We start from the raw sequence: 13,658 nt of genomic DNA, 5'->3' as shown, positions 1-13,658 counted from the left end.
GACAATGGGGCATGCATCCCAAAGCCCTGCTTGAGGCCAGCGCCGACCTGGTCGGCCTCGTCCTGAAATTCGATCATCCGGCCGATCAGGTCGTTTCCCGGTTCTTTCGCGATCATCGCGAGTTGGGGCCGCGCGAGCGCGCCACGCTGGCGGAGACCGTCTATACCGTTCTACGCAAAAAGCTGCTGTTCGACCATTTGTCACCCTCCGGCAGCGGCTCCAAGGAGCGCCGGATGGCGATCCTGGGCTTTCATGGTCCTCGCGACTTCCTCAAGAGTGCGTTGAACGACACCGAAAGGCGATGGCTCGACAACTGCGATGCCGTCAAGCAAGACGATCTGCTCGAACGCCATCGGCACAACCTGCCGGAATGGCTTGTCGCGCCGCTCAAGGCGCAGCTCGGTGGTCAGTTCTGGCGACTGGTGGAAAGTTTGCAGCAGCCGGCCCCGCTCGATCTGCGAGTCAACGCGCTCACGGACAAGCGCCCGGACGTGCAGAAAGAACTGGCGCTGGCCGGCATCAAATCTGTTGCGACGCCGTTCTCGCCCTGGGGGCTTCGAATCGAAGGGAAGCCGGCGCTCACCAAGCTAGACGCTTTTGCCCGAGGCGCAGTCGAAGTCCAGGACGAGGGATCTCAATTGCTCGCGCTCTTGCTCGACGCAAAGCGTGGCGAAATGGTGGTCGATTTTTGTGCGGGCGCGGGCGGGAAGACGCTTGCGATCGGCGCGACGATGCGAAATACCGGCCGCCTCTATGCCTTCGACACCTCGGCGCACCGTCTCGACGCCCTGAAGCCCCGGCTGGCGCGCAGCAAGCTTTCCAACGTCCACCCAGCGGCAATTGCCCACGAACGGGATGACCGCATCAAGCGCCTGGCGGGCAAGATCGACCGCGTACTGGTCGATGCGCCTTGCTCAGGCCTTGGTACTCTGCGGCGCAATCCCGATCTGAAGTGGCGCCAGTCGCTGCAATCCGTACAAGAACTCACCGTCAAACAGGCTGCGATTCTGCAAAGCGCGGCGCGGCTCGTGAAGTCGGGAGGACGGCTTGTCTATGCGACCTGCAGCATCCTGCCCGAGGAGAACGAAGCCATTGCCGAAGCTTTTGGCGCCGCGAATCCCGATTTCGTGGCGCAGGACACCTCCGAATTGCTGCAAGGACTCAAGGTCGCGAATGCCGAATCCCTTTGCGCTGGAGGCGAAAGCGGCGGCCGTTTCCTCCGCCTCTGGCCTCATCGCCATGCGACCGACGGCTTCTTTGCGGCGGTCTGGAACCGCAAATAGGCACAAAGCTCCAAAGAAGGTCAAAACTTGCGATATATCAAGGCTTTAGCCCCCTTTTCAGGGCCGGACCCTTAAAATCACGGGTTACCTGGAGGCTGCACCTTCGTGCGGCCATGGAGTATGAATTTCAATGTTGCTTCCTGACTCTGCCGTACTGAGCGCGGCCATCGATTGGCTCGGACACGGCTTGTGGGACCTCACCTGGTGGCAGATCGTGCTGTACACGCTCGTCACTACGCACATCACGATCGCAGGAGTCACGATCTTCCTGCACCGCACGCAAACGCATCGGGCCATGGATCTGGGCCCGATTCCTTCTCATTTCTTCCGCTTCTGGCTCTGGCTCGGCACCGGCATGGTCACCAAGGAATGGGTGGCCATTCACCGCAAGCACCACGCAAAGTGCGAAACCGAAGAAGACCCGCACAGCCCGCAGGTCAAGGGTATCGACGAAGTCATGTGGCGCGGCGCCGAGCTCTATCGCAAGGAATCGAAGAACAAGGAAACGATGGAGCGTTTCGGCCATGGCACGCCGGACGACTGGCTCGAGCGCAATCTTTATTCGCGCTACAGCTGGCAGGGCGTCGGCCTGATGCTCATCCTCAACCTGGCGCTGTTCGGTGGTATTGGCCTGACGGTCTGGGCTGTGCAGATGCTCTGGATTCCGTTCTGGGCTGCGGGCGTGGTCAACGGCATTGGCCACTTCTGGGGTTATCGAAACTTCGAGGCCACCGACGCGAGTACCAATCTGATTCCGTGGGGCATCATCATTGGTGGCGAAGAGTTGCACAACAACCACCACACCTATCCGACTTCTGCGAAGTTCTCGGTCAAGAAGTACGAGTTCGACATCGGCTGGGTCTACATCAGCCTGATGCAGAAAATCGGCTGGGCCAAGGTCAAGAAGGTCCCGCCGAAGTTGCAGATTGGCGATGTGCGCCCCGTGGCCGACGCAAAGACGTTGGAAGCTGTCATCGCGAATCGCTACGAGGTCATGGCTGGCTACGCGCGTGAAATGCGCCGCACAACCCGCGACGAATTGGCGCTACTCAAGGCGAAGGGCGCTGACCTGTCGGTCCTGAAGGCAGCCAAGCGCTGGCTGCATCGCGACGACGACAAGGTGCCTGCAGCCGCCCGTTCGCAGTTGGTGCAGGCACGTGCTGCTCATCCGGTGCTCGACAAGATGATGACCATGCGTGAGGAGCTTCGCCAGCTTTGGCTGAACACTTCGCAGTCGCGTGAGCAGCTTGCTGCGGACCTCGCTGCCTGGTGCCATCGCGCTGAAGCCAGCGGCATTGCGGGCCTGCGCGAATTCTCGACACGTCTGCGAGCTGCGCGCGCCTAAGAGTCAACAGCGTCGGCAATGCCGATTCAAAAGCCGGCCGTCGAGCCGGCTTTTTTGCGCCTCGTGAAATTGCGCAGGCAACAAAAAACCCGCTGGGTCTCAGCGGGTCTCTTGTTGGAAGCAGGGCCGAATTACTTCAGCTTGATTTCCTTGTACTCGACGTGCTTGCGTGCCTTCGGGTCGAACTTCATGATCGACATCTTTTCAGGCATCGTCTTCTTGTTCTTGCTGGTCGTGTAGAAGTGGCCGGTACCCGCAGTGGATTCCAGCTTGATCTTTTCGCGTCCGCCTTTGCTCGTTGCCATGATTCAGCTCCTTAAGCTTGGCCGCGCGCACGCAGGTCTGCGAGCACGGCGTCGATGCCATTCTTGTCGATCAGGCGCAGGGCAGCGCTGGAAACGCGAAGGCGAACCCAACGATTTTCAGATTCGACCCAGAAACGGCGGTATTGCAGGTTCGGCAGGAACCGGCGCTTGGTTTTGTTGTTGGCGTGGGAAACGTTGTTTCCGACCATCGGGCCTTTGCCCGTTACTTCGCATACGCGTGCCATTTGGACACTCTTTCTTGAACAGCTGGCACCTAGGCGCAACGGAGGTTGCGAGGTGGTTTGCAGCTTGACCTCGCCAGAAACGGGTGGCGGTACCCCGACTTGCTGCAGAAAACCCAGTCCTAAACAGACCAGACAAACTCAGCAAAGCCATCGATTATAGCCCGCTCGCATGCTTTGATTGGGGAAAAAGAGAAACACTGCGGAACCAGCTTTGCCGGGCCGCTGGTGTCGCCCCCCGGTCGGGGGGTGGCGAAGCGACACGAAGTGCGCGCAGCTTGGGGGCGAGCCTTACTCTTGCTCTAGAAACCGCTGGGCATCCAATGCCGCCATGCAGCCGGTGCCGGCGCTGGTGATGGCTTGGCGATAAACGTGATCCTGCACATCGCCGGCGGCGAAGACACCCGGAACGCTCGTCATGGTCGCGAAGCCCTGCAACCCCGACCGGGTCAAGATGTACCCGTCCTTCATTTCGACTTGGCCCTGAAATATGTCGGTATTCGGATGGTGTCCGATCGCGATGAAGCAACCCTTCAGATCCAGCTGCTCGGTGGCGCCAGTCTGAGTGTTCTTGAGGCGAATGCCCGTGACGCCGGAGTCATCCCCCAGAACTTCATCCAGGGTGTTGTGTACCTTGAGTTCGATCTTGCCCTCAGCGACCCTTTCATGGAGCTTGTCGATCAGGATCGGCTCCGCGCGGAACTTGTCGCGACGATGCACCAGCGTCACCTTGCTGGCGATATTCGAGAGGTAGAGTGCCTCCTCGACCGCGGTGTTGCCTCCGCCGATTACGCACACTTCCTGTTCGCGGTAGAAAAAGCCGTCGCACGTGGCGCATCCCGATACGCCGCGGCCCATGAAGTGCTGCTCGGAGTCAAGGCCGAGGTACTTGGCCGACGCGCCCGTGGCAATGATGAGCGCATCGCAGGTGTAGGTGCCGCTGTCGCCTGTCAGTGTGAAAGGACGTTTGCTCAAGTCGACCTTGTTGATATGGTCGAAGACGATCTGGGTCTTGAACCGTTCTGCATGCTCCAGGAAGCGCTGCATGAGATCGGGACCCTGCACGCCGTGGACATCGGCCGGCCAGTTGTCGACATCGGTCGTGGTCATGAGTTGGCCGCCCTGGGCGATGCCGGTGATGAGCATGGGCTCGAGATTGGCTCTGGCAGCGTAGACTGCGGCGGTGTAACCGGCCGGGCCGGAGCCGAGAATGAGAACCTTCGCGTGGCGTGGGGAGGACATGAGTAGAAAACCTAAGATTGACGCTGCGGCAGCGTGTACATTTTCAGGGTGATAGATATGGAGTATCACCGTTCGGTTCCAGACCGGGCGGGGGCTGTTTTCAATGCGCGCGATTGTATTAATCCATGGATTTGTGAATCGTGCGGAATCCGGGAATTGATGAATGTCGATGCTGTCCAATCTTGAATTGCTCCGCCGCGTACCACTGTTCGCGGCACTGACGCCTACGCAGTCCGCGAGCATCGCGGATGCGATCGTCAAGAAGCGCTTCAAGCGCGCCGAGGTGATCGTGGAACAAGGCAAGAAGTCCGACGCCCTCTACATCATTCTGACCGGACGTGCCCGGGTGATGAGCACCGACAGTCGAGGCCGCGAGGTCATCCTGGCGACCTTGCAGCCGGGCGACTACATCGGCGAGATGAGCATGATCGACGACGAACCGCATTCGGCCACGGTGCGTACCGAGATCCAGACGGATGTGCTGATGCTGGGCCGCGAGGCCTTTGCCCGCTGCCTGCCTGAAAGCTCCTCGATGTCGTACAACATCATGCGAGGCTTGGTTGCGCGGCTGCGACACGCTGATCGAAAGATCGAGTCGTTGGCGCTGATGGATGTCTACGGACGCGTCGCGCGCTCGTTGCTGGAGTTTGCCGTGGATGATGGTGCGGGCAACCTCAAGGTGCGCGACAAGATTTCGAGGCAGGACCTGGCCAAAATGGTGGGGGCTTCGCGCGAGATGGTCAGCCGCGTCATGAAGGACCTCGAAGAGCGCGGATTCGTGCAGACGTTGCCCGATGGCGCCATGATCATCAAGGAACGGCTTTCATCGCTTGCCTGATCGTCCGGCCGGGACTGCTGCGGCGCACCGGCCCCTGCATCGACGGCCCTGACAACGCGGCTGCGATGGTATTCGTTGTAGTTTCCTCAGGCCACTGGTCCATCGATGACGGCCGGTCGCTGTGCCTTTCATGACTTATTCGCTCAACACTCTCCAATCGTCTTCCTCGGCCGAGGGGCAGCCGGTACGGTTGCGCGCGATGCGCTTCGCGCATGAGATCACGCTCATCGCGGGGTTCGTCGCACTGCTGTTCTGGCTTATGGCAATGCTGAGCTTCACCCCTTCGGATGCGGCCTGGTCCACATCAGGTACCGGGGGTGAGATCAAGAACTGGGGAGGGCGCATCGGTGCGTGGCTCGCCGATGCCAGCTATTTCCTCGCGGGCTATTCGGTTTGGTGGTGCCTGGCCGCTGGCTTGCGCGTCTGGCTTTCCTCCCTGGCTGGCTGGATGCGCGGGGGTGGTGCCGCGATCCCGGACGAGCCTCCGCGTGGTCCGTTCAATCGCAGCAGGCTTACGTTCTGGTTCGGTCTCATCCTGTTGCTGTGCGCCAGCGCGGTACTTGAATGGTCGCGTCTCTATCGACTCGAATTTCGGTTGCCGGGGCACGGCGGCGGCGTCTTGGGCTATCTGGTCGGACCAGCGAGCGTCAAATGGATGGGGTTCACCGGGTCGGCATTGATCGCCATTGCCGGCGGTGTGATCGGGTCGGCGCTCGTGTTCCGGTTTTCCTGGGGGCAGATCGCCGAGCGCATCGGGTCCCGCCTCTATTCGCTGTTCGAGTCACGCCGCGAGAGGCGTGAAATCGCGCAAGACATCGCCATGGGCAAGAAGGCCGTGCGCGAGCGCGAAGAACTGGCATCGATTGACCAGGGTGATGATGCCGAAGCACCCGATGCGGAACTGCGGGCTGTCCCACGTCCGAAGCGACGCGCGCCTTCGCCCCCAGTCCAGATTGAACCCGCACTCGCGGAAGTGCCCAAGAGCGACCGGGTCGCGAAAGAGCGGCAGAAGCCGTTGTTCCGCGAATTGCCCGACAGTAAACTGCCGCAAGTGGATCTGCTCGACGCCGCGCAGGCACGACAGGAGACCGTCTCGGCCGACACGCTGGAGATGACCTCACGCCTGATCGAGAAGAAGCTGAAGGACTTCGGTGTGGATGTGCGCGTAGTGCTCGCTTCGCCCGGACCGGTGATCACCCGCTACGAAATCGAGCCAGCCACCGGCGTGAAGGGCTCGCAGATCGTCAATCTCGCGAAGGATCTTGCGCGCTCGTTGTCGCTGGTGTCGATTCGCGTGGTCGAGACAATTCCCGGCAAGAACTACATGGCGCTCGAACTGCCCAACGCCAAGCGGCAGTCGATCAGGCTGAGCGAAATTCTGGGCTCGCAGATCTACAACGAAGGCAAGTCGATGCTCACCATGGGCCTCGGCAAGGACATCGTCGGCAATCCGGTGGTGGCTGATCTCGCCAAGATGCCGCACGTGCTGGTGGCCGGCACGACCGGCTCGGGCAAGTCGGTCGGCATCAACGCGATGATCCTGAGCCTGCTCTACAAGGCCGAGGCGCGCGACGTTCGGCTTCTGATGATCGACCCGAAGATGCTGGAAATGTCGGTCTACGAAGGCATTCCGCATCTCTTGGCGCCGGTGGTGACCGACATGCGGCAGGCCGCCCACGGGCTCAACTGGTGCGTGGCCGAGATGGAGCGCCGCTACAAGCTCATGAGCAAGTTGGGTGTGCGCAACCTGGCGGGCTACAACACCAAGATCGACGAGGCGAAGGCGCGCGAGGAGTTCATCTACAACCCCTTCAGCCTCACGCCCGACAGCCCCGAGCCGCTCGCACGCGAGCCTCATATCGTGGTGGTGATCGACGAACTCGCAGACTTGATGATGGTCGTCGGCAAGAAGATCGAGGAACTCATCGCGCGACTGGCGCAGAAGGCACGCGCGGCGGGTATTCACCTGATCCTGGCGACGCAACGGCCCAGCGTGGATGTGATCACCGGTCTCATCAAGGCCAATATTCCGACGCGTATCGCGTTCCAGGTGTCGAGCAAGATCGATTCGCGGACGATCCTCGACCAGATGGGGGCGGAAGCGCTGCTGGGCATGGGCGACATGCTGTACATGCCGAGCGGCACCGGACTGCCGATCCGTGTTCATGGCGCGTTCGTCAGCGACGAGGAAGTCCATCGCGTTGTTGCCTACCTGAAGTCGCAGGGTGAGCCGGACTACATCGAGGGCGTGCTCGAAGGCGGCACGGTCGACGGTGACGGCGATATGCTGGGCGAAGGCGGCGGCGAAGGCGGCGAAAAAGACCCGATGTACGACCAGGCGGTCGAGGTCGTGCTGAAGAACCGCAAAGCCAGCATCTCGCTGGTCCAGCGTCACCTGAAGATCGGCTACAACCGCGCAGCGCGGCTGGTCGAGGACATGGAGAATGCCGGGCTCGTCAGCGCGATGAGCGGCAGCGGCCAGCGCGAGATTCTCGTGCCCGCACGCACCGAATGAGCCTGCACAGAAGAGTATGTCGATGAAGAAGTTGATTGCAGGTGTGGCGCTGACCCTCTTGGCTGCAGGCGCGTGGGCCGGCGGGATGGAAAGCCTCGAGGCGTTCGTGAAGACTGCCAAGTCCGGGCGTGCCGAATTCACCCAGACCGTGACCTCGCCGCCGAAGGAAGGTGTTGCTTCGCGGGACAAGGTCTCTACCGGTACCTTCGAATTCCAGCGGCCGGGCAAATTCAGGTTCGACTACAAGAAGCCCTTCGTCCAGAGCATCGTCGCCGATGGAGAGACGCTCTGGCTCTACGACGCCGATCTCAACCAGGTCACGCAGCGCAAACAGTCGCAAGCCCTTGGATCGACGCCGGCAGCGCTGATCGCGGCCGCCCCCGATCTTCGAGCTCTTCAGACGGATTTCGCTCTCGAAGGTGCGCCCGAGCGCGACGGATTGCAATGGGTCAAGGCCACCCCCAAGAACAAGGACGGCCAGCTCCAGAGCGTGCAGATCGGCTTTCAGGGCGACGCACTGGCGGCCCTCGAAATCCTCGACAGCTTCGGTCAACGGTCGGTGCTGAAGTTTGGCAAAGTCGAGGTCAACCCGTCGCTTCCGGCCAGCACCTTCGTGTTCAAGCCGCCTGCGGGCGCCGACGTGGTACGGCAGTAACGTCCGCGACCCGCCGGACCGGCGGGCGGCTCTTCGATGGCTACCTCCACGCATCAACCTCTCGCAGAACGCCTTCGCCCCAAGACTTTGGGCGAGGTCATCGGGCAACAGCATCTGCTTGGCCCCGGCATGCCGCTGCGCATCGCCTTCGAATCCGGACAACCGCATTCGTGCATCCTGTGGGGACCGCCTGGAGTAGGCAAGACGACCATTGCGCGGCTGATGGCGGATGCGTTTGATGCGCAATTTCTCAGCATCAGTGCCGTGCTCGGCGGCGTGAAGGACATTCGCGATGCGGTCGATCGGGCCAACACGGCACGCGATGGCCTTGAGCAGCGGCGCACGATCGTCTTCGTCGACGAGGTGCATCGATTCAACAAGAGCCAGCAGGATGCCTTCCTGCCTCACGTGGAGTCGGGCCTTTTCACCTTCATCGGCGCGACCACCGAGAACCCTTCGTTTGAGGTGAACTCTGCCTTGCTGTCGAGGGCGGCGGTCTACGTGCTGCAGCCGCTCAGCGAGGACGATCTCAAGCAGATCGTGACGCGCGCACAGGACATCCAGGCGGTGCCGGCGATCGAGGCGAAGGCCGTCGACCGGCTGATCGCATACGCTGACGGCGACGCGAGGCGGCTCCTCAACACACTCGAAACGCTATCGATTGCAGCCGGTTCAGAGTCGCTCGACAACATCACCGACGATTGGCTGATGCGCGTTCTCGGCGAACGCATGCGCCGCTACGACAAGGGCGGCGAGCAGTTCTACGACACCATTTCCGCGCTGCACAAGTCCGTGCGCGGAAGCGATCCGGATGCTGCACTCTACTGGTTCGTGCGCATGCTCGACGGAGGCGCTGATCCCCGATACATGGCACGCCGACTCGTGCGCATGGCCAGCGAGGACATAGGGCTGGCCGACCCTCGCGCATTGCGCCTGGCGCTCGATGCCGCAGAGGTCTACGAGCGTCTCGGGACGCCCGAAGGCGAACTCGCGCTGGCCGAGTGCGTGGTCTACCTGGCGATCGCTCCGAAGTCGAACGCGGTCTACAAGGCCTACAACGAGGTCAAGGCCTTGATCAAGTCGGACGGCACGCGCCCGGTGCCGATGCATTTGCGGAACGCCCCGACGCGCCTGATGAAGCAACTCGACTATGGCAAGGGCTACCGATACGCCCATGACGAGGACGGCGGATTCGCAGCCGGCGAAAGGTACATGCCCGACGGTCTCGACCCGCCGCCGTTCTACCGACCAGTCGAACGCGGACTCGAAATCCGCATCGCCGAAAAATTGCGTGAACTGCGCCGACGCAACAACGACGCTGGCCACTGATACGTAGAGTGAGGAGGGGCTATACCCTTATGCAAATCTTCTGCGCTTCCGACGTCCGAAGCGCTTGCGCCAGCGGGAAAACCCGATCGTAAATGCACCAAATCGGCGTTCCGCCGTGACTAAAATTCCGCCCACAAACCCGCCGTCGACACATGCTGGCGGGTTTTTTGCTAAGTGAAGCCTATGGCGTCAATTCAGGACGCCGGGTCAGCCGAGGCACCTCTCAAGGGTGCCACCACAAAAAAAGGGAATCCTCGTTATGGACATCTTGCTGCAACAGATCATCAACGGTCTGGTACTGGGCAGCATGTACGCCTTGATAGCCTTGGGCTATACGATGGTGTACGGCATTATCAATCTCATCAATTTCGCACACGGTGAAGTGCTCATGGTCGGGGCATTGACCAGTTGGACCATCATCGGACTCATGCGGGAATCGATGCCGAGCACGCCGGGGTGGCTCATCCTGATCGTCGCGCTCATCATTGCCTGCGTGGTCGCCGCCGCGCTCAACTTCGTCATCGAGAAGGTTGCCTACCGGCCGCTGCGCAACAGCCCCAAGCTGGCACCGCTCATTACCGCGATCGGCGTGTCGATCCTGCTGCAGACGCTCGCGATGATCATCTGGAAGCCGACCAACAAGGCCTACCCCAACCTGCTTTCGACAACACCGATCCATTTGGGCGGCGCCGTGATTTCGCCGACGCAGGTCATGATCCTGAGCGTTACCGCCGTTTGCCTCGCGATCCTGACCTGGCTGGTCAACTACACCAAACTGGGCCGCGCGATGCGGGCTACTGCCGAGAACCCGCGGGTGGCGGCGCTCATGGGCATCCGCCCCGACATGGTCATTTCGGCCACCTTCATCATCGGCGCCGTGCTGGCGGCGATCGCCGGCGTCATGTATGCCTCCAACTACGGCATCGCGCAGCACGCGATGGGCTTCATTCCCGGTCTCAAGGCCTTCACGGCCGCGGTGTTCGGCGGCATCGGCAACCTCGCCGGTGCCGTGGTGGGCGGCATCCTGCTCGGGGTGATCGAAGCCATCGGGTCAGGCTATCTCGGTGCGCTGACTGGCGACGTGCTGGGCAGCCAATACAGCGACATCATCGCGTTCGTCGTGCTGATCATCATGCTCACGCTGCGGCCCTCGGGCCTGCTCGGCGAGCGTGTGGCGGACCGTGCCTGAGGAGAAAGCCATGAAACAAGGCAAGAATCTCCTGATCATCGTGATCGCGGCCATCGCACTGCTGGTGCTTCCGCTGCTGCTGCAGTCCCAGGGCAATGCCTGGGTCCGCATCGCCGACGTCGCGCTCCTCTACGTGATGCTGGCGCTGGGCTTGAACATCGTCGTCGGCTACGCCGGCCTGCTCGACCTCGGCTATGTGGCCTTCTTCGCCATCGGGGCCTACATGTATGCGCTCTTGGAGTCGCCGCACCTGAGCGAGACCTTCCCGGCCTTCAAGGCCATGTTCCCGAACGGCCTGAACAGTTCGCTGTTGATCGTCGTACCGCTGGGCTTAGGCCTCGCCGCGACGTTCGGTGTGCTGCTCGGCGCACCCACGCTCAAGCTGCGCGGTGACTACCTCGCGATCGTGACGCTCGGATTCGGCGAGATCATCCGCGTGTTCCTGAACAACCTGGATCAGCCCTTCAACATCACGAACGGGCCGAAGGGCATCACGGCCATTGAGCCTGTCCATTTCTGGGGGCTGAACCTTGGCAAGGCGTTGAAGTTCAACGGCTTCACGATTTCTTCGGTCACGCTCTACTACTACCTCTTCCTGGCGCTGGTGCTTGTCACCATCCTGATCTCGCACCGGTTGCAGGTTTCGCGCATCGGCCGCGCGTGGATGGCGATCCGTGAAGATGAAATCGCCGCCAAGGCGATGGGCATCAACACGCGCAACATGAAGCTGCTGGCCTTCGGCATGGGCGCGAGCTTTGGCGGTGTGTCAGGTTCGATGTTTGCCGCCTTCCAAGGCTTCGTGTCGCCCGAGTCCTTCGCCCTCAGCGAGTCCGTGATGATCGTCGCGATGGTCGTGCTGGGTGGCATCGGGCACCTGCCGGGCGTGATTCTCGGCGCGGTGCTTCTGTCGGCACTGCCCGAGGTGCTGCGTTACGTGGCGGGCCCATTGCAGGCGATGACCGACGGCCGGCTTGATGCCTCCATCCTGCGCCAACTCTTCGTTGCGCTCGCGATGATCATCATCATGCTGGTGCGTCCGCGCGGACTCTGGCCGTCGCCAGAGCACGGCAAGTCCTTGGCGCGCAAGGGCATGGCTCCCGCGTCGGGCATGCCGGCCGCGGCACCGGGGGTTGAAGTCCCGTCCGACGAAGTCCCGGGCGTGGCCTCGCGCCCGATGTCGATCAATCCGTGAGGGATGGGAGAACGAACATGAGCGACACCGTCCTCAACGTCCAAGGCATTTCGAAGCGATTCGGGGGCCTCCAGGCACTGTCCGATGTGGGCATGAAAATCGAGCGCGGCCAAGTCTACGGACTGATCGGCCCCAACGGCGCGGGCAAGACTACTTTCTTCAACGTCATCACCGGTCTCTACACGCCCGACAGCGGCACGTTCGAACTGGCCGGCAAGCCCTATCAGCCGACCGCTGTGCACGAGGTTGCCAAGGCCGGCATTGCGCGTACCTTCCAGAATATCCGGTTGTTCGCGGAGATGACCGCGCTCGAGAACGTGATGGTGGGTCGCCACATCCGTACCCATTCGGGTTTGTTCGGTGCGATCTTCCGCACCGGCGGCTTCAAGGCCGAAGAGGCCGCGATCGCCAAGCGCGCGCATGAGTTGCTTGATTACGTCGGCATCGGCAAGTTTGCCGACTACAAGGCGCGAACCTTGAGTTACGGCGATCAGCGCCGACTGGAAATCGCGCGCGCACTCGCCACCGATCCGCAACTGATCGCGCTCGACGAGCCCGCCGCAGGTATGAACGCGACCGAGAAGGTGCAGTTGCGCGAACTGATCGATCGCATCCGCAAGGACGATCGCACCATCCTGCTGATCGAGCACGATGTGAAGCTGGTGATGGGCCTGTGCGACCGCGTTACGGTGCTCGACTACGGAAAACAGATTGCCGAGGGAACGCCCGCGGATGTACAGAAAAACGAGAAAGTGATCGAGGCTTACCTCGGCACGGGGGCACACTGAGATGGCGCAAACCCTCTTGAAAATCAGCGGCTTGAAGGTCGCGTACGGCGGCATCCAGGCCGTGAAAGGCGTGGATTTCGAGGTGCGCGAGGGCGAACTGGTTTCGCTGATCGGCTCCAACGGCGCCGGCAAGACCACCACCATGAAGGCGATCACCGGGACGCTGCCGTTTCTTGCCGGTGACATCGAGTTCCTGGGCAAGAGCATCAAGGGTCGCGGCGCGTGGGACCTGGTCGGCGAGGGCCTCGTGATGGTGCCCGAAGGCCGTGGCGTGTTCGCGCGCATGTCGATCACGGAGAACCTGCAGATCGGTGCCTACATTCGCAAGGACAAGGCGGAAATTGCGAAGGACATCGAGCGTGTCTTTGCGACTTTCCCGCGTCTCAAGGAACGGGCAACGCAACTCGCCGGGACCATGTCCGGCGGCGAACAGCAGATGCTCGCGATGGGACGCGCGCTCATGGCGCGGCCGAAGGTGCTGCTGCTCGACGAGCCATCGATGGGCCTGTCGCCGATCATGGTCGACAAGATCTTCGAGGTCGTGAAGCAGGTCTACGACCAGGGCGTCACTGTGCTGCTGGTCGAGCAGAACGCCAGCCGTGCATTGCAGCTGGCCGATCGCGGCTACGTGATGGAGTCGGGCCTGATCACCATGAGCGGCGACGCCAAGGTGATGTTGAGCGACCCCAAGGTCCGCGCAGCCTACCTCGGCGAATAACGCTGATCGCCCCCGGA

13 protein-coding genes are annotated in these 13,658 nt (G+C 61.7%); 10 read left to right on the top strand and 3 right to left on the bottom strand.

Annotated features, from left to right (window positions below; all coding sequences use genetic code 11):
- Positions 1-11 precede the first annotated feature (11 nt).
- Together AC1DHL_RS27625 and AC1DHL_RS27620 are read left to right on the top strand one after the other, a co-directional pair.
- Positions 12-1,283, top strand: a complete 1,272-nt coding sequence (locus AC1DHL_RS27625; RefSeq protein WP_478164059.1) for an RsmB/NOP family class I SAM-dependent RNA methyltransferase — start codon at positions 12-14, stop codon at positions 1,281-1,283.
- 130 nt (positions 1,284-1,413) lie between these two features.
- The gene (locus AC1DHL_RS27620; protein WP_478105130.1) at positions 1,414-2,628 is read left to right on the top strand and encodes a DesA family fatty acid desaturase; all 1,215 of its coding nucleotides are present in this window, start codon (positions 1,414-1,416) and stop codon (positions 2,626-2,628) included.
- A 131-nt stretch (positions 2,629-2,759) separates the two neighbouring features.
- On the opposite strand, the gene rpmG is transcribed toward AC1DHL_RS27620, so the two are convergent.
- From rpmG to trxB, 3 genes are all read right to left on the bottom strand, one after another.
- Complete coding sequence (gene rpmG, locus AC1DHL_RS27615; protein WP_007830291.1) at positions 2,760-2,933, bottom strand: 50S ribosomal protein L33; 174 nt, start codon at positions 2,931-2,933, stop codon at positions 2,760-2,762.
- Between the two features lie 11 nt (positions 2,934-2,944).
- Positions 2,945-3,178, bottom strand: a complete 234-nt coding sequence (gene rpmB / locus AC1DHL_RS27610) for a 50S ribosomal protein L28 (RefSeq protein WP_088955402.1) — start codon at positions 3,176-3,178, stop codon at positions 2,945-2,947.
- A gap of 288 nt (positions 3,179-3,466) precedes the next feature.
- Positions 3,467-4,417, bottom strand: coding sequence for a thioredoxin-disulfide reductase (gene trxB / locus AC1DHL_RS27605; protein ID WP_478105157.1), 951 nt, complete (start codon positions 4,415-4,417; stop codon positions 3,467-3,469).
- Between the two features lie 163 nt (positions 4,418-4,580).
- On the opposite strand from trxB, the gene AC1DHL_RS27600 reads away from it, so the two are divergent.
- The 8 genes from AC1DHL_RS27600 (at position 4,581) to AC1DHL_RS27565 (ending at position 13,641) form a co-directional block, all read left to right on the top strand.
- Positions 4,581-5,255: a Crp/Fnr family transcriptional regulator gene (locus tag AC1DHL_RS27600; RefSeq protein ID WP_478105128.1), complete on the top strand. Its 675-nt coding sequence runs from the start codon at positions 4,581-4,583 to the stop codon at positions 5,253-5,255.
- A gap of 130 nt (positions 5,256-5,385) precedes the next feature.
- Positions 5,386-7,770, top strand: coding sequence for a DNA translocase FtsK (locus tag AC1DHL_RS27595; protein ID WP_478164058.1), 2,385 nt, complete (start codon positions 5,386-5,388; stop codon positions 7,768-7,770).
- 22 nt (positions 7,771-7,792) lie between these two features.
- Complete coding sequence (gene lolA, locus AC1DHL_RS27590; protein ID WP_478164057.1) at positions 7,793-8,425, top strand: outer membrane lipoprotein periplasmic chaperone LolA; 633 nt, start codon at positions 7,793-7,795, stop codon at positions 8,423-8,425.
- 36 nt (positions 8,426-8,461) lie between these two features.
- A complete protein-coding gene (locus tag AC1DHL_RS27585; protein ID WP_478164056.1) occupies positions 8,462-9,754 on the top strand; it encodes a replication-associated recombination protein A in 1,293 nt (430 codons plus the stop codon).
- Positions 9,755-10,013: 259 nt separating this feature from the next.
- A complete protein-coding gene (locus AC1DHL_RS27580; RefSeq protein WP_478105123.1) occupies positions 10,014-10,943 on the top strand; it encodes a branched-chain amino acid ABC transporter permease in 930 nt (309 codons plus the stop codon).
- 10 nt (positions 10,944-10,953) lie between these two features.
- Positions 10,954-12,135 carry an ABC transporter permease subunit gene (locus AC1DHL_RS27575; protein WP_478105121.1) on the top strand — a complete coding sequence of 394 codons (1,182 nt, stop codon included), beginning with the start codon at positions 10,954-10,956 and terminating at the stop codon, positions 12,133-12,135.
- Between the two features lie 17 nt (positions 12,136-12,152).
- Complete coding sequence (locus AC1DHL_RS27570) at positions 12,153-12,923, top strand: ABC transporter ATP-binding protein (RefSeq protein ID WP_478105120.1); 771 nt, start codon at positions 12,153-12,155, stop codon at positions 12,921-12,923.
- Position 12,924: 1 nt separating this feature from the next.
- The gene (locus AC1DHL_RS27565) at positions 12,925-13,641 is read left to right on the top strand and encodes an ABC transporter ATP-binding protein (RefSeq protein ID WP_478105118.1); all 717 of its coding nucleotides are present in this window, start codon (positions 12,925-12,927) and stop codon (positions 13,639-13,641) included.
- The last annotated feature ends 17 nt before the right edge of the window (positions 13,642-13,658 follow it).

The sequence above is a fragment of the Variovorax sp. 10L426 genome (genome assembly GCF_056395305.1).
The sequence above is the reverse complement of the archived record's forward strand: the minus strand, read 5'-3'. Positions and strand labels throughout refer to the sequence as shown.